This is a genomic window from Sedimentibacter sp. (assembly GCF_038562225.1).
In the GTDB taxonomy this organism is placed as follows: domain Bacteria; phylum Bacillota; class Clostridia; order Tissierellales; family Sedimentibacteraceae; genus Sedimentibacter.
Genome location: NZ_JBCFAS010000001.1, coordinates 48,759 through 65,173, shown reverse-complemented (window position 1 = coordinate 65,173; position 16,415 = coordinate 48,759). Strand labels below are relative to the sequence as shown.

14 protein-coding genes are annotated in these 16,415 nt (G+C 39.3%); 1 reads left to right on the top strand and 13 read right to left on the bottom strand.

Annotated features, from left to right (window positions below):
- From AAGU76_RS00325 to AAGU76_RS00305, 5 genes are all read right to left on the bottom strand, one after another.
- Entirely contained in the window at positions 1–2,103 is a 2,103-nt protein-coding gene (locus AAGU76_RS00325) for an aldehyde ferredoxin oxidoreductase (RefSeq protein ID WP_342483447.1), read from the bottom strand.
- Between the two features lie 37 nt (positions 2,104–2,140).
- On the bottom strand, positions 2,141–2,803 hold the full coding sequence (locus AAGU76_RS00320; RefSeq protein ID WP_342483446.1) for a ferredoxin-like protein: 663 nt from the start codon (positions 2,801–2,803) through the stop codon (positions 2,141–2,143).
- 237 nt (positions 2,804–3,040) lie between these two features.
- Positions 3,041–3,445 carry a hypothetical protein gene (locus tag AAGU76_RS00315; protein ID WP_342483445.1) on the bottom strand — a complete coding sequence of 135 codons (405 nt, stop codon included), beginning with the start codon at positions 3,443–3,445 and terminating at the stop codon, positions 3,041–3,043.
- Positions 3,446–3,586: 141 nt separating this feature from the next.
- The gene (locus AAGU76_RS00310) at positions 3,587–4,351 is read right to left on the bottom strand and encodes a hypothetical protein (protein WP_342483444.1); all 765 of its coding nucleotides are present in this window, start codon (positions 4,349–4,351) and stop codon (positions 3,587–3,589) included.
- A 167-nt stretch (positions 4,352–4,518) separates the two neighbouring features.
- On the bottom strand, positions 4,519–4,968 hold the full coding sequence (locus AAGU76_RS00305) for an SRPBCC family protein (RefSeq protein ID WP_342483443.1): 450 nt from the start codon (positions 4,966–4,968) through the stop codon (positions 4,519–4,521).
- Positions 4,969–5,226: 258 nt separating this feature from the next.
- On the opposite strand from AAGU76_RS00305, the gene ftsZ reads away from it, so the two are divergent.
- Complete coding sequence (gene ftsZ / locus AAGU76_RS00300; protein WP_342483442.1) at positions 5,227–6,300, top strand: cell division protein FtsZ; 1,074 nt, start codon at positions 5,227–5,229, stop codon at positions 6,298–6,300.
- 48 nt (positions 6,301–6,348) lie between these two features.
- On the opposite strand, the gene AAGU76_RS00295 is transcribed toward ftsZ, so the two are convergent.
- The 8 genes from AAGU76_RS00295 to AAGU76_RS00260 form a co-directional block, all read right to left on the bottom strand.
- Positions 6,349–7,446 carry a radical SAM protein gene (locus tag AAGU76_RS00295; protein ID WP_342483441.1) on the bottom strand — a complete coding sequence of 366 codons (1,098 nt, stop codon included), beginning with the start codon at positions 7,444–7,446 and terminating at the stop codon, positions 6,349–6,351.
- 286 nt (positions 7,447–7,732) lie between these two features.
- Complete coding sequence (locus tag AAGU76_RS00290) at positions 7,733–9,763, bottom strand: methyl-accepting chemotaxis protein (RefSeq protein WP_342483440.1); 2,031 nt, start codon at positions 9,761–9,763, stop codon at positions 7,733–7,735.
- A 250-nt stretch (positions 9,764–10,013) separates the two neighbouring features.
- A complete protein-coding gene (locus tag AAGU76_RS00285; RefSeq protein WP_342483439.1) occupies positions 10,014–10,910 on the bottom strand; it encodes a radical SAM protein in 897 nt (298 codons plus the stop codon).
- A gap of 509 nt (positions 10,911–11,419) precedes the next feature.
- The gene (locus tag AAGU76_RS00280) at positions 11,420–11,896 is read right to left on the bottom strand and encodes a flavodoxin domain-containing protein (protein ID WP_342483438.1); all 477 of its coding nucleotides are present in this window, start codon (positions 11,894–11,896) and stop codon (positions 11,420–11,422) included.
- Positions 11,897–11,907: 11 nt separating this feature from the next.
- Positions 11,908–12,291, bottom strand: a complete 384-nt coding sequence (locus tag AAGU76_RS00275; protein WP_342483437.1) for an FMN-binding protein — start codon at positions 12,289–12,291, stop codon at positions 11,908–11,910.
- Between the two features lie 20 nt (positions 12,292–12,311).
- Positions 12,312–12,908, bottom strand: a complete 597-nt coding sequence (locus AAGU76_RS00270) for a helix-turn-helix domain-containing protein (RefSeq protein ID WP_342483436.1) — start codon at positions 12,906–12,908, stop codon at positions 12,312–12,314.
- A gap of 222 nt (positions 12,909–13,130) precedes the next feature.
- Complete coding sequence (locus AAGU76_RS00265; protein ID WP_342483435.1) at positions 13,131–15,668, bottom strand: ABC transporter permease; 2,538 nt, start codon at positions 15,666–15,668, stop codon at positions 13,131–13,133.
- Positions 15,661–16,341 (bottom strand): ABC transporter ATP-binding protein, encoded by a 681-nt coding sequence (locus tag AAGU76_RS00260; protein ID WP_342483434.1) that lies wholly within the window; start codon positions 16,339–16,341, stop codon positions 15,661–15,663. Before AAGU76_RS00260 ends, AAGU76_RS00265 begins: the two co-directional genes overlap by 8 nt.
- Positions 16,342–16,415: the final 74 nt, after the last annotated feature.

Below are 16,415 nucleotides of genomic sequence, written 5' to 3'. Positions count from 1 at the left end.
TTAAGCCGGCAACAACCCTAATCTGTCAAGCTCGTCAGCTACATCCTTCAGGTTCAATTTCTCCAATGTTGATCTCGTTGGTGCTCCGGTTTTTTCATCCCAGCCCATTTCCTTGTAGAACATTGTTAATGCCAACTGCATGTCATCACGGTCCATCTTTATGGTTCCTTCAGTAAATGGCTTCTTGTCAGGATCATAGTCAAATACCCAGTTAACCATCAAATCGTGCTGGCCTCTCATGTCAGTGGTGCCCATTTCCTTTACGGTCAATGCTCTGTGCAGCGTGAACACTCTTTCACCCATCAAATCCAGTTCTTCTTCAGTGGTGTCTATTCCTGTTACTACTGAGAAGTACTTAGATTCCAAAGATGTATCTCCCATGTAATCTCTTTCTTTTAATGGAGATACTGCCAATGGGTACATCCAGTTGCACAATGTCAATGAGTCATGGAGGCAGTTTCTAATAATGCCCCATTTAGCAAATTTAGCTTTATACTGGTTCATTGGAGTATAATTTGCGGGAGCGTCAACTGCATCGCCCGAACCCCATATTTTTTCTGCTACTTTCTTCAATATATCAACAGGAAGTCCTGAACTTATGAAGTTTTGGTGCGAGTGGCTCTGAGCATCTCTGTTGAACATGCAGTTTATTATTGCTCCTACCTGGTAGGATTCATCGCTGGCATGGTGCTTAGGAAATCCTAAAGGTGACCACATGCTGTATTTCTTAGTATCCCAGTAATCAGCTCCAAAGTTCCATCTCTTTGCAATGTTGTATGTTCCGTCACCCAGATGGCTGAACTCGCCTTCCTTAAATGTAATTCTTCTGTAGAATTCTATCAGGAATGCAGGGTCTCCGGCTTCCAACAGGTTCCATGGAATACTGTTGTATTCTTCTTCAGGCAGAACATTTTTCAGTATTCCTGATTCATAAGCATATTGGAAGTCTCTTCCTATACTGCCGTAGTTGCACCATACGCCGTAATCATCAGCCAATTGTGAGCCCAGAGCTCTGGTGATCATGTTTCCGTCGCCTTCTTCGTTCTGGTCCTTTGTTCCCTTGAACATTACGCCTGCAGGTGAGAACCATCCCATGCATGTATTTGCTGCATAAGGAGATACGCCGTACTTTTCAAGCTGAGGTATGTTCATTTGAGAATGGCATCTTATTGGACATGACTGGCATCCGCCCATTCTTACTGTATATTTTGCTGCAACAGGGCCTAAATCCTTTATAGCTTTCATGGTTCTGTATCCAACTTTGTTTACATCCCCAGGGGCTGCAATTCCTGTATCTATATTGCCTTCGGAAGCTCCCCATGTAAGTCCTTCTCTGGCAGTCCAACGGCTGTTTTCATAAACAAATTCTGACCAGGGTTGTGGAGTGCTTGGAACAACGTGCTGGTTGTTAGCGCCTACGATTTCTTTCATTACATAGGCATCCAGATCCATCAGCTCTTTTTTGTCCTTGCCGATATTTACTGAACCTGTTCCCTTAACACCGATGGCTTTAAGTTTCTTTGATCCGAATACAGCGCCGTGACCACCTGCAGAGTGTGATGAACCGTTCATTATTACTGCAAGGTTAACAAGATTTTCTCCGGCTTGTCCGATAGCTGCAACGCAGGACTCCTTGCCCATTTTTGATCCGATTACAGCAGTAGTGTTGTAAATACCTGTTCCCCATACAGATGAAGCATCTTCAAGGCTTACCTTGTCGTCTTCAATTCTAAGCCAAACAGGTCTGCTTGAAGCTCCTTCTATGATTATTGCATCCCATCCTGCATATTTCAAAAACGCTGCAAAGTTTCCGCCCATGTGGCTGTCTGTAACCAGATTCATGTCAGTTCCGGGATACAGAGATGTTATGTTTGTTCTTGAGCTCATGGGAACGCCGCTTCCGCATAAAGGACCTGTTCCTACTACTATCTTGTTTGCTTCATCATATGGTTTTGTACCTGCCGGAACTTCATCGAACAACACCTTGTATCCGATTCCCATTCCGCCTATAAAGTCCTGATACTTGCTTGTATCTTCTGAACTGATTTTTCCATTTGTCAAATTTACTCTTAAAATCTTACCTGCCCATCCGCCTGTAGACATATGTTATTCCTCCATCCTATTCTTCTAGATTTGATAATTAAGCTTTGTAGCCTAGTTTGCGCATTGCATATTTAACTTCTTCCCAAGGAACAATCCTTAATGCACCTGTAGGGCAGTTTGCAGCACAAGTTCCGCAGTTAACGCATTTCGTTGATTTGCTTGTTTCAGGATCAACTGTAGGCATTGTCCAAGGACATGCTTTAGTGCATGTACCGCATCCAACACATTTTTCATCGCTGACAACTCTGGCTCCAATTTCGTTAGTTGTAATGGCTCCAACAGGACATGCCTTTCCGCAGTACGGCTCAGCGCACTGTCTGCATGTTTCAGGAGACATCAGTTTGTTACCGAACGCACCGTCTTCATACGCGTATGCAAGTTTTGGTCCGTCAGTACCGAAGTTGTAGTTTCTGCTTACCTTAATTCTTGATATGAAAGGCATTGCCTTTCCGTCATTTGCCAGAGTGCAGTTTGTTTCACATCTCAGACATCCTGTACATTTGGCTTTGTCGGCAATCAATACTCCCTGTGCTAAAGGAAATGCTGCAACTTCTTCTACTTTAGTGTTTGTACAACCCAGAAGATTCAAAAGAGATAGAGAAATAAATGTTCCTCCTATACCCTTGCCGGATAGTTTTAAAAACTCGCGTCTGGTGGTCTCCTTGTCAAGGAAACCTTTTTTTTCCTCATTAATTGACAATGATATCGCTCCCCTCAATATGTATTGTGTTTTTGACATATGTTAGTTTGTTATTTAATTAACACATATCTTAAACATTATAACTGATTGATACTAATTATGCAATCTAAAATTCTAAATACTAAAAAACTTTATCTATTATTAAACAAATCAATAAAAATGGTTAATTTAACTAAAACAAAAAGCGTCCAAGCTTACACCTTGTCAAGCTGCAGACGCTTTCAACCTTCAGATGAACTATACCTCTTTCCCTTTAATATAATAACCTTGTCTTGGTTTCTCGCAGCACGGCAATTCTTCCTCGCAGTCACATCCGGGGCAGTCTTCCTCGCTGCTTTCACCGCATACTACTGCTGTTGGTCCGCTGGTAGCTGCTGCCTTGAATTCTACGGGAACTTTTACGCAAAGTTTCTGCGCTATGGTAAATCTGCACGTTCCATTCTTGTTCCAGTTGCGGCACGGCGAAGTTACAATATATGGTTCATCAATGCACTCAACCTCAGCAGCGCCCAAATCCACGTAAGGCTCTATGGTTATGGGCACGCATACATCTATTTCCTGGAAAGCTGTCACATCGCAGCCTTCATCTTCACATATTTTTAAGCAATCTCCTTCTTCACTATGAAATCTATCTCTAAACATACACCTGCTCCTTTACAAATACTTTATATTATTTTATGTAGCTGTACTATCTAAGTTACATTTTCCATACAAAAACGACAAAGGTACCGTCTGTTGTCGGTACCTTTCTACCTGCTTTATATTATAATCAGATGTAGAGGACTAATCAATTTCGCCGTCGCCGTCGCAGTCGCAGCCTTCAGTACTCAAATCACCACAGGTTGCAGTAGCGGTTCCAGCGTTTCCGGTTGCTCTGAAGAATACCGGAACTTCAACACAGATATTCTGAGTTACATAGAAAGTACACGATGGTTCTCCTGCAGGGCATGGTTCCGCTGATACTGTCGCTTCACCGCAGCATGTCACATCAACTGTACCTGTATCAGCAAACGGTGTAACCGTAACGGGCACGCATACTTCCATGGTCTGGAATACTGTGGTTTCACATTGTTCCCCTTCAGCACACACAGGTCCGCATATAAATTCACTGCTCAGTGTCTGTCCTCCGCCTGTCACGCATACCAGGTTCGGTCCAACCTGCTGCGGCGTAAGAAGTTCAAAGCAAACCGTCATTGTGTCTCCTGCTTCTTCAAGTCCAAAATCAAATTTGATACCAGAGCAGGCCCCTCCAGGATCTGTAGCCGGCGGATTAAAAATCTCAACATTGTCACCTATAACTACGTTTTGCTCTTCGCCATTTATAGTAACTGTTACCTCTCCAAGATCTTCTTCTGTCAGTGTAGGGCAAATTCCCAGAACCCAATGGCTAAGTGCCGTAGGCTCTTCAACCTGTGTCACAGTGTAGCAGAATGTCTGAAGCTGATCCGGCCCCGGCGGTGTGATGGAAATAAGTTCAATAGTTACCGGTATGCTGGTATCTGTATAATCAGCAGTATTAACGCATGACTGCTGTAAAATAATTGCCATATTATCGCACTCCTTTAATTGTAAACCCCTCGAGGTTTCTGATAATATAGTATGATGAAAGCAGAGCTTGGTTACAAAATATTCGACAATATGACAAAAAACATCATCTTATTGATTTTCACCGGTAAAAATGATGTTTTTCAAATTTTTTTGACATATGTTTAACGTCAGAATTTGGATTCACAAATTAACTTAAGGTTTTTCAAGGTTTGCTCCATGGCATTTTCCTGAATTTTTTCCACAACAAATGTATCTGCTATTTTACCGAGCAAACTTCCGGGAACTTCGTATTCTATGTCTATAATAACCTCCGTTTTGTCTTCGTATGGAGCATACGTCCAAGTCTGAAAGGAATCGATGGCTCCGGTAATGTGTCCCTTCCATACATAACAATCGCCCTTTTCAGTATTTTCTACCACTTCACATTTCAAGGAAAGATTCATACCGATAATTGTGTACTTCATTTCTATTTTAGTTCCTGCATCACCGCTTCCGTACATGTTCTCGGGCTCAGATAGTCCTACATACCACTGAAACCATCTGGCAGGATCAGTTGCAAATTTGTACACTTTATCAGCCGGTCTGTCAATTACTATGCTTTTCTTGATAAATGACATTCATTCGTCTCCTTTCAGTAAAATTATATTTTTTTGACTCGGAAATTTTTATTATGACTTTGTATATAATTACCCTCTTTTCAACTGTTTAATCACAATTCGACAATTTATGCAGACTTCCGTCAGTAGTTTTACATTTATTGCATAAATTTTTTAACATAAAGTACGATAATTAATATGTGTTGCAAAACACCAGAGTTATAATATATAATTCATAATGCTTATGACTTAGAGGCGAACTCTCAATGGAGGACTTAAATGTTTGAATCAGTAGACACAACAGAAAGACTTGCTAATATTACAATTATCGGAGTGGGCGGAGGAGGCAACAATGCGGTAAACAGAATGATTGAAGCCGGCGTAAAAGGCGTAACTTTCGTCAGCGTAAACACAGACAAGCAGGCATTAGCCAATTCAAAGGCAGATATAAAGTTTCAGATAGGAAAAAACCTGACAAGCGGTCTTGGGGCCGGAGCAAAACCTGAAATCGGGGAAAAATCAGCACTGGAAAACGAAAAAGAAATAGCAAAATTGGTTGCAGGAGCGGACATGCTTTTTATAACCGCTGGAATGGGCGGCGGAACAGGCACTGGCGCGGCTCCATGCATTGCAAAAATTGCAAAGGACCAGGGAATATTGACAGTTGCCGTAGTGACTAAGCCCTTCATGTTCGAAGGCAGAAAGAGAATGAAAAATGCTGAGCAGGGATTGAAAAGGTTAAAAGATAGCATTGACACACTGGTTGTCATTCCAAACGACAAATTATTGGAAACCACAGACAAAAAGACAACAATGCTTGAGGCTTTCTCCCTGGCTGATGATGTTCTGAGACAAGGAATTCAGGGCATTTCCGATTTGATTGCTATTCCCGCAATAGTGAATCTGGACTTTGCAGACGTGAAGACAATCATGTCCAATCAGGGCCTGGCTCACATGGGCATCGGCCATGCCAGCGGAGAACATAAGGCTCTAACCGCAGTAAAGCAGGCAATACAAAGTCCGCTGCTTGAAACAACCATCAACGGAGCGCGAGGAGTCATCCTGAACATTACGGGAGGCTTAAGCATGGGAATTCATGAAATCAACGAGGCTGCAAAGCTCATTGAAAATGCCTCTGACCCAGAAGCAAACATAATCTTCGGGGCTAACATAGATGAATCCATGGGCGATGAAATCAAGATTACAGTTGTTGCCACAGGATTTGACTCTGCTGAGGATATATTTCCTGCAGCTGTCCTTTCTTCCGGCAACAAAAATAAAGCTTCAAATGAAACAAGCAGCAGTGCGTCACCGCTTGATTTCAAGATACCTGACTTTTTAAAGACCTTTTAAATAAAACCGCCTGCTGATTCACAAATCAGCAGGCGGTTTTCAATTTTATTAATTGTTAAGGCTCATTAACTGCTGCACTGTTTCCTCTTTTTCGAAAAGTACGCAGCCTCCTTTGTGCTCCTCTGTAAGTATGCTGCTGTGTTGAAGTTTTTTAAACAGAGGAGAAGCCAATGCTTCTTTTAAGGATACCTTTCTCAGATCCGTATCTGAATAAGGAGAAAACGGACATGGTTCAGCTCCTCCATGGGAATTTATATGAAAAAATCCCCTCCCGGCGGCAAGACAGCCACCCGCTTCCTTTTCGTCGCCCGGAAACCAGATGAAAAGCATGTCATCGTATTTCAATCTGAGCTCCAAAAGTTTTCTGCTCAACAACTCCCTTTCGTTTTCCTGCGGTGCCAGCTGGCTTGTTTCGCTGTCCACAGGCACATATTCAACGTAAAATACGGCTTTGCATCCTCTGCTGCTAAGCTTATCAAGAAATTCTTCACCTGTCACATCATAAATATTTTCACTGGTAACCGTTACAGATGCTCCATATATGATTTTGCTTTCCTTAAGCTTATCCATGACTACCATTAGTTTTTCATAAACACCTATACCGCGCCTTGAGTCTGTAATCTGTTCATTGCCTTCTATGCTTAACACAGGGATCAGGTTGCAGCTTTTTGAAATGAGATTCATGTATTCATCATCCAGCATGGTTCCGTTGGTAAAAATAGGAAACAATATCTCCTGAACACCTGCTGCGGATTTTATTACGTCCGGCCTCATCAAGGGCTCTCCTCCTGCAAGTATTATAAACCCGATGCCAAGCTCCTTTGCTTCATTGAAAATTCTCAGCCAGTCCCGGTCTGACAGTTGGTCTACCGCAATATTATCGGTGCATGACTTGTTTGATCTGGAATAGCACCCGCTGCAATGAAGGTTGCACTTGCTTGTTATGCTTGCAATTAAAAAAGGCGGGACATGCTCTCCCCGTTCATGAGCTTCATCGCGAAGTTTGTTTGCATTCTTGCTTGACACTGCATACCTGGCCATAAAAATGCTCTGCCTTGGATTCTTTAAGGTTGCCTTTAAAGCATCCTTTACTATTCCTTCCACTCCCTGCTTCAAATAATTTTCCAAAATATATTCATCATTCATGATTGCCCCCTGAAGCAGAATTTCTGTTTTATCTGTTTTCTGCTTTATTATATTTAATTATACTTCCGTATGATGTGTTTTACCATAAAAAATAATAATTTGTTTTCTTGCCGAAAATTTCATTTCTGCATGGAAATCAATCAATATTTATATTTAGTTCTTATGTCAATTACTCGTTATTCGATTGCATTAAAATACCTCCATTGAATCTTCACAACATATCAATTGCAATGGAGGTATTTCACTAATCAGTTTTCTATTATTGAGCGATTGTCTTAATTATGTTTTAGTTTACTTTTAAATTTCCTAGCAGCTTGAATTTGCCAACTTCCTCTTTTAGCGCAGCAGCCTGTGCTGAAAGCTCCTCGCTTGATGCCGAGCTTTCCTCTGCAGTTGCAGCATTGTTTTGTATTATGGCAGAAATTTGTTCTATTCCCTTATTTATTTCTGAGATAGAGGACGCCTGAGCCTGGGAAGAGCTATCTATTTCCGAAATAATGTCTTTGACATACTTTGTTTTAGTTGATACAATTTCAAGCGATTTTGCTGTGTTCTGAGCGATTCCGGAACCTTCCTGCACTGATGAAATGGACTTTTCAATTAGATATACAGTGTTTTTTGCTGCTTCTGCTGATTTTGCAGCCAGATTTCGCACTTCATCAGCTACTACTGCAAATCCTCTGCCTGCGTTGCCAGCACGGGAAGCTTCAATTGCAGCATTAAGAGCGAGTATATTTGTCTGGAAAGCTATATCTTCAATTGCTTTTGTAATTTTGCTTATTTCATTTGATGTTGCTTCAATTTCATTCATTGCCAGCAGCATCTTTTCCATGTAGCTGTTGCTCTCATCAACTTCATGCACCGTTTCATCAGCATACTTGGATGCGGTATATACATTTTCCGCATTCTTATTGGCGGATTCATATATTTCATTTATGGATGCAGATAACTGTTCTATTGAACTTGCCTGCTCAGTAGCACCTGAGGATAAAGCCTGTGCTCCGTCTGCTACCTGTGATGCCCCTTCGTTTACCTGTTCGGCAGATATATTGATAGTTGATAGTGAATTGCTCAGAGATAAAGAAATATCATTTAAAGCACTCTTTATGGGAGCAAATTCACCGACATAATCCTGATTCAGAGTAATTCGCATGTCTCCTTGTGCGAATGTGTTTAATGCTTCTGATATTTCAGTTATATAATCAATGTACTTGCTTAACCTTACGACGGTTTTATCAATAGCATCTGCTACCTGTCCTATTTCGTCACGTGAATGTATGTCCATGTGAACATTTAAATTGCCGTCAGCTATTTCATTGGCTATACCTCTAAGCTTTTTCAAAGGTTTTACAATCCCCATGGCGATAATAACAATCAAAGTAAAAATAACTATAATTGCCAGCCCAAAAGAAATCAAAATCGCATTCCGAACAGAATTAAAGGTTCTGTTGAATTCACTGTCAGGAAGCCCTGTAGCAACCACCCATCCTGTATCCCCGACATTTGATACATATCCGTGTGTTTTTTCTGACTGTGACTCATATTCAATCTGTCCGGATTCATTGTTTTCAATGGCATTTTTAATGTTTTCCGACATATCGGTTTCAGAAATGCTCTTATTTATATATTCTTGAACAGGGTGATAGATAACCTGGCCGTTACTTGTGGCAAGAATATAGAAACCAGTTTCTCCTAGCTTATACTCCTTCATCAACATCCCGATATTCTCAATTGAGAAGTCAATTCCCACTACACCCAGAAACTCATTTGTTCCTTCTTTATATACCGGGCAGATTGCACTGACAATTATATTGCCTGTTACCGTATCCTGATATGGGTCAGTGAGTATAACGCCCTGTTTTGCCATTAAAGGAGCATACCATGGTCGCTCCTTCATATTCCAACCTTCTGAGATCAAATAGTCATCAGATTGTGTCAGTTGATTGGTATCTGCATCTGCAATCCATGAAACCACTATATTTTTAGGATCTGTTTCCTGTACATTAACCATGGTTTTTTTTGCATCATCAAAGCTTTTTACAGAAGTAATTACTTTTCCAGGAACAGTCTCCTCAAATACCTTCTCAATCTGACTGTTTGTTGACATCTGTTCAGCAATTGATAAGTGTTTAGTGAAGAACTCGCTTACCTGATACGACGCAGATTCAGATTTAGATGTAAGTTCATTTTGTGTCAAGTCACTTACTGAAACACCTACTCTTTGCAATATGAATACTGCGGTTGCACAAAATGCTATTATAACAGGAACTCCAATGAAAAAAAGAATTTTGGCTAACAAATTTCTATTATGTATCATGATTACATATCTCCTTTTGCTGTATTTTAACTGACAATAACAATTTGATACCTTCCGTTATCTTTTGTAATTCCAATTGTCATTTAACAAGCTTAAGAAACATATCGTCATTTTATTTAAATACTTTAGGCATATTAATCAATTTTACAAACTTTTACTTTATGTAACTTACACTTAATAATACTTCCGTTAATAAACCGTCTATTGTTATAACAGATGTGCAAAAGCCTTAGATTCAACAAAGGATCAGCTATACCCCTTCGCAGTCAAAATCAGGTATGAAGCTTTCAAGTGCCGTTTCTCCTTCCTGAATAAAACCATTTTCTACACCGATACTAACAGCATAATCAACAAGCTCTTCATATTCATCGTCAGTTATCTTTCGGTTTATTTCAGGATACTTTGTTACTTCATCAAGAGGTGTGTACTGGTTCATTATGCTCAAATATATTTTATCTCCAAATGTCTCGTGAAGATATCTGATTATGTTTCTTGAATCATCAAGGCACCCCGGCAGAGTCATGTGCCTTACGATTACTCCTTTTACTGCCATACCGCTTTCATCAAAGGAAACTTCTCCTGTCTGTCTTACCATTTCCTCAATGGCTTTGGATGCATGTTCGAAATAATCGCTGCAGTTTGAATATTTCTTTGCAATGCTAACGTCCATGTACTTTAGGTCAGGAAGATATATGGAAATGTGGCCTTCAAGCATTTTTATGATTTCAACCTTTTCGTAGCCGCTTGAATTATAGACTATAGGGATTTTAAGTCCTTTCTTCCTGCTCATGACGAGTGCGTCAATTATCTGCGGCACAAAGTGGGATGGCGTTACAAGATTGATGTTGTGCGCTCCTTTTGACTGAAGCTCGAGAAATATTTCTGCAAGCCTTTCTTTAGTAATTTCCTTTCCCGTCTTTCCGGTTGCTATGGTGTGGTTTTGACAATAGACACAGCCAAGCGAACACCCGGAAAAGAAAACAGTCCCGGACCCGTTTGTACCGGATATGCACGGTTCTTCCCACATGTGAAGAGCTGCCCTGGCAACCACAAGCTTGTCGGTCATCCTGCAGTATCCCTTTTTTCCTGTTGTCCTGTCTACCTTGCAGTTCCTCGGACATATAGCACATTCTTCCATTAAATTCATTCCGCTTCACCTCTGAACCTATGATATCAACACTCCGGTCCTTTTACAAGTATAAATCATATACTTATATTAACTCCATCTCCTTTTCTGATTATGAAAACTTACGCCGATATGAACCCTTCGCTTCAATGGATGACCAAAATAGGATTATTTTGCAAATGGAACTATCAAAAGCAGCATGATTTCAAATTCATGCTGCTTTTCTGTAAAAATTATTTTCTTGTACTATAACCATAAACTTCATACTTCATTGATAACATGGAATTGTTCAAATATAATATAAGAAAGTTGCTCCGCAACTCCGCTAGGGGGACCTACGTCCCACTTCGCCGTAAAAACACTTGCGCATTTTTGACTCCGCACCCCCCCTAACGGCAAGGACGTCCCGTCCTTTGCAATCCTCGTTTTTTATATAATAAGAAAGAGAACTTTCTTATTATATAAAAAAAGCTGTCTATGATTTTAAAATCTTAGAAAGCCTTTTCCATATGTTGCGATTTTATCATTTATTAACTGTTTAGCTCCATTGCCAGTCTCTTAATGTTGTCGTGCTTTATGTCTGATTTGTCAGATGTTACTTTAGAAACCTTTTTAACTATCACTTTTTCCATAAAATTCATCTTGCTAAAATTAAATTCTCCTCCAAAGTTTTTTACTGATTTTGCCTTACTGATAAGTTCAGCAGGGAAGTTTTCTCTTATTTCTTTTTCCATCATATCACCTTCCTGCTTACCGCAGATAAATAATCCTATTTCCTTTTTCAATAATTCTTCCAGATTATTGGAGATGAAATCAGTTACTTCCTTTTGGATTCTTCCTATGTAGGCAGAGCCGCCTATTATGATTTTGTCATATTTTGAAAAATCTACATTGCTTTTTCCCTTTAAATTAATAAGTTCAACATTGTCTTTCAATTCCTTTGACAATTCCATTGCACATCTTTGTGCGCAGCCATATTTTGTTGAATAAACTATTAATGTATTCATATTTCCTCCATTTATTTATTCAAAGCATTTTCAATAGATTTAAGGTATGCCTTGCTGGTAACCGTTCCGCCTGATACAGCATCCACTGTGGTGTTTTGTGCTTCAATGACTTTCTGAAAAATCTTACTGCTTAATTCAGAATTTGCAATTTTTACATCTTTCTTAATTTCTATGTTTGTAATTTTATGATTTTCAACTTTAACATTCAGTTCATTGGTCCATCTGCCGAAATCATTTCTGCCAGTATATACCCCATCCTCAACTTCAGATAAATTCACAGGATTAATTTCTACGTTTAATCCTTCTTCCAGGCCCCGGCTCACATAAAACACTCCTGCTGCACCAATAACAACGATTAACAGAAATATTAGTCCTAAAATTTTTAATACCTTCATTTAATTCTCCCTTTTATTTTTTATATTTTAATTACAACTTCTTCAATAAAACCATTTATTAATCTTTGTCTTTGTTCATCATCTATGTCTTTTTCAATTATTAACTTAATAGTGATTCCCATGATGGAAGCTACAATTATTTGCGACTTTAATTCAATTTCGTCGTCATCAATGTCTTTGTAAATTTCTTTTAAGCATTTGCATAGAACCATTAATGCCGGCTTTTCTTTTGATGCTCCTCTGTAAAGAGACGATGTGAATTTGAGTGTCTGTGGTGATTGATTTATCTGTACTGCTAAAAATTCATCAGGCATTTTTAATGCTTCTTCTATGTAGTTTTTTGTCATTATTCTTAACTTTTCTACCGGTGTTAAATTTTCGGTGTCTGATATAGATACTGCATTGACTATTTTCATGTAGCCGCTTTTCATGACAAAATTCAATATTTCATCTTTATCCTTAAAGTAATGGTATATTATTGAAGGTGAATATTCAATTTTATTGGCAATCTTTCGTATTGACAGGTTATCAAAGCCTTCTTTAGCAATAATTTCTTTGGCAGCAGAGATTATTAATTCCTTCATTACTTCTATTTCTCTTTCTCTTCTTTTATACATGCTGTCTCCTCTTTTGAACGCCGTTTTTATTTTGAACACTGTTCTATTTTAAAATATCACTTTGGTAATTAATTGTCAATACAGTTTTTCAAAATATTCAATTTAATTTTTACTAATGAGTTTGGACGGTCTGTTGATATAAGTCATTTCACTAAAAATATTTCCAAGAATTAGGTATCGTGGTGAGGTGTGACACCTTAGAGAACAAGAATCCATTTAATACTACTCCGCCTCGCGCAATCTTTCCACAATGCTTTGCTTATCTGTTGCACCGTATACCACAAGGGGAACCAAAATGCCGAAAATAAACAGCATAGGAATTGATAAAAAAAGCGGCCAAACAATCAGGTGATAACTAAAAAACCACATTTGTGCACAAATTGTTCTAACAACTACAAGTGAACCAAGTATACCAAAAACAAGTGAACATATACCTGAAACCACCGCATAGCAAAGGCCTTCATAACATAGCATCTTTCTTAACTGCTTTCTGGTCATACCGATACTTTGCATCATGGCAAATTCTTTTCTTCGTGCTATGATGCTGGTTAGAACTGCATTTATAAAATTCAAAATACCTATCACACCAATAATTCCACCCAACGCACCACCTGCTAATAAAACGGTTTTTTGCATTCCTGTAAATGAGTCCAAAGTGGTTGTCTTTGATTCGTAATTCATCATAGGGGCTACATTTGTCGTATAGTTTTTTAAAAATAATTCTACATCCTTTTCTTTGTCATCTTCAACATTGAAGACATAGCTCATAACCGCAGGTTTATCCACTAAGAATTTATATATATCTGCAGACAGATAAAAAGCATAATCCCAATTAATCCGGTCACTATTGGTATAGTATTTGATTGCGACATGTCCAAGCACCTTATAGTTGTGACTTGTATACTCTTTTTCATCCGAATCAGATGTTCCCGTTGCACGAAAACTGTGCAACATTACCGTGTCCCCCACATTAAAATGAGCAGTATCCCACATAACCCTGCAGTTATCATCTAAATGGACACCTTCCAAAATATAGTCTCCACTCATCAGCTTTTCCATATCCAACTCCCCATCCAACAGCTGCAATCGCTCCATGGGAAGTTCTTCAAGTCCATACATAGCGCCAAAGATATCACCTTCATCATTTCTATTATACTCCTGAGTGTTATTTTGGTCCGTAACTGTTATAATATTTTCACGTCCTCCGTATAGCCTGCCTCCTTCTTCAAATCCATCCATACCTTCAACTGTAGAAATCATCTGTTGTGAGGTTTCATTTTCGATGCCATAAAAATCGTAGTTGAAATAATCTGCATGAGCAATTAAAAAGTCTGTATCAGTAAATTTGGATAGGAATTTATCCATATCAATGCTGTCAGAAAGTGTTACAACAGTATTGAGCAATATAAGACTCAGCGACAAACTGATTATAACAAGTACGAAACGCTTCTTATTTCTACCGATATTGGATAGTGCCATGCGTGACATCTTTGCACCATTCATACTATTTTTGTGTGAGGTTTTCGGTTGATCGCTTTCGGTGTATCGAACAGCTTCTATTGGAGAAACTCTACCTGCCATGCGACCTGGCTTCAGTGTACTAATAAACACTGTAATTAGCGCAAACATTGCAGAACCAATAAAAATAACAGGATTAGCAGAAACCGAAATCGCACTTCCTGCGTAACTGCTGTTGTTCATTAACAATGGAACAAGCGACTTTCCGGAAAAGAAACCAAGAACAAGACCAATTGGTATGCCTATTGCCGACAAAATCATTGCCTGCCTTCGAATGATGCTGCGGATCTGTTTTGCTGTTGTTCCTATGGTTTTCAACAACCCGTAAAAACGAATGTCTCGTACTATTGAAATCTGAAAAATATTATAAATAATAAGATAACCCGTGAATACAATAAGCAGCAATCCACAGCCAAGTCCTACCATTGTACCTGCATCCATTCCAAAATTGGTGGAAAGATAGGACCAGTTCACATTGCTTGCAATATAATTAGGATCTGTTTCAATCAAAGAAAATCCGCTTTCCGTCAACAGCGTATTCAGCTTTGCTTCCAGATTCAAGCTGTTGTCAAACATGATATATGCATTTATGGCACCAGTCATTGAATAATCCTGATAGTAGGTGCATTTCAGTTCGTCTGAATGAGCATCCACATAAGCACGGGAAGTGAAAATCTGGCCTACATTAAAAGCGGGGTCACTAGTCCACCAACCACACAGAACAAAATCGCGGGTAACAACCTCACCACGAATGTTCAACTCTAAACTAATAGGGGCACCTAGCTCAAAAGCGACTCCCAAAAACTGCAAAGTCTGCGAATCGACGATAACTTCATTTTCAGCCTGTGGTGTATGTCCTGCTTCAAGCTTAATAAATCCAAGTTTTAATCCCACATCATCATAGTACCAAAATTCTGCATGACGTTTAAGCAATTCCTTATTTTCTACGCTGTCACAAAGTGCTCTGTCATAAGCAATATTTTTGATGGCTGCATTGTCTTTGACTGCGTTAAATTGTTCATCTGTAATATACTTAAGCACCGCATGACCATCACCTCCTGCCTGCCTCATGGTTGCCTGCTGCAGGCTCTCCACAGTTCCGATGCCCATCGTAAATAAGCTTGTAAACAGAATGCTTGTAAGCGCAATTGCCAAAACAGCGATGACATTACGGGTTTTGTTTGCGTAAAAGCTTTTGTCTGAAAGGTTACGGATAGCTTTCTTGTTTTTAACCTTAAGCATACTTATTACCTCCCACAATTCTCCCATCCTCAATGTGAATGATGCGGTCTGCAAGCTGGGCAATTTCCTCGTTGTGGGTAATCATCACAATTGTTTGTTTGAATTTTTGGCTTGTCACTTTCATTAGTCCCAGCACGTCCTGACTGGTTTTGCTATCCAGGTTACCTGTAGGTTCGTCTGCTAGGATAATAGCAGGCTTTGATGCCAATGCCCTTGCAATTGCCACACGCTGCTGCTGTCCGCCTGATAGATTATTTGGCAGATTATTCAATTTGCCTTCAAGTCCAAGTGTCTTAATAATGCTATCTACATAGGTTTTATCAGGTGAATTTCCATCAAGCTGGACAGGCAGAATAATATTCTCATACACATTTAGCACAGGAACCAGATTGTAGTTTTGAAAAACAAAGCCAATTTTGCGTCGGCGAAAGATAGTAAGTTCTTCATCCTTTAATGTAAAAATCTCCTTGCCGTCTACTACTACATCACCACTTGTAGGGCGGTCAAGTCCGCCAAGCATGTGAAGCAGGGTTGACTTACCACTGCCTGAAGTTCCTACTATGGAAACAAATTCTCCATTTTCAACCTTTAGATTTATACCGTCTAATGCATGAACAGCAGCATCACCGTTGCCATACATTTTCTTTAAATTTCTTGTTTCAAGAATGATCATATAATTAATCCTCCAAAAAAAATAGTCTGTATCATACTTTATATAATACAAACTATATACAATAAATCTTTCTA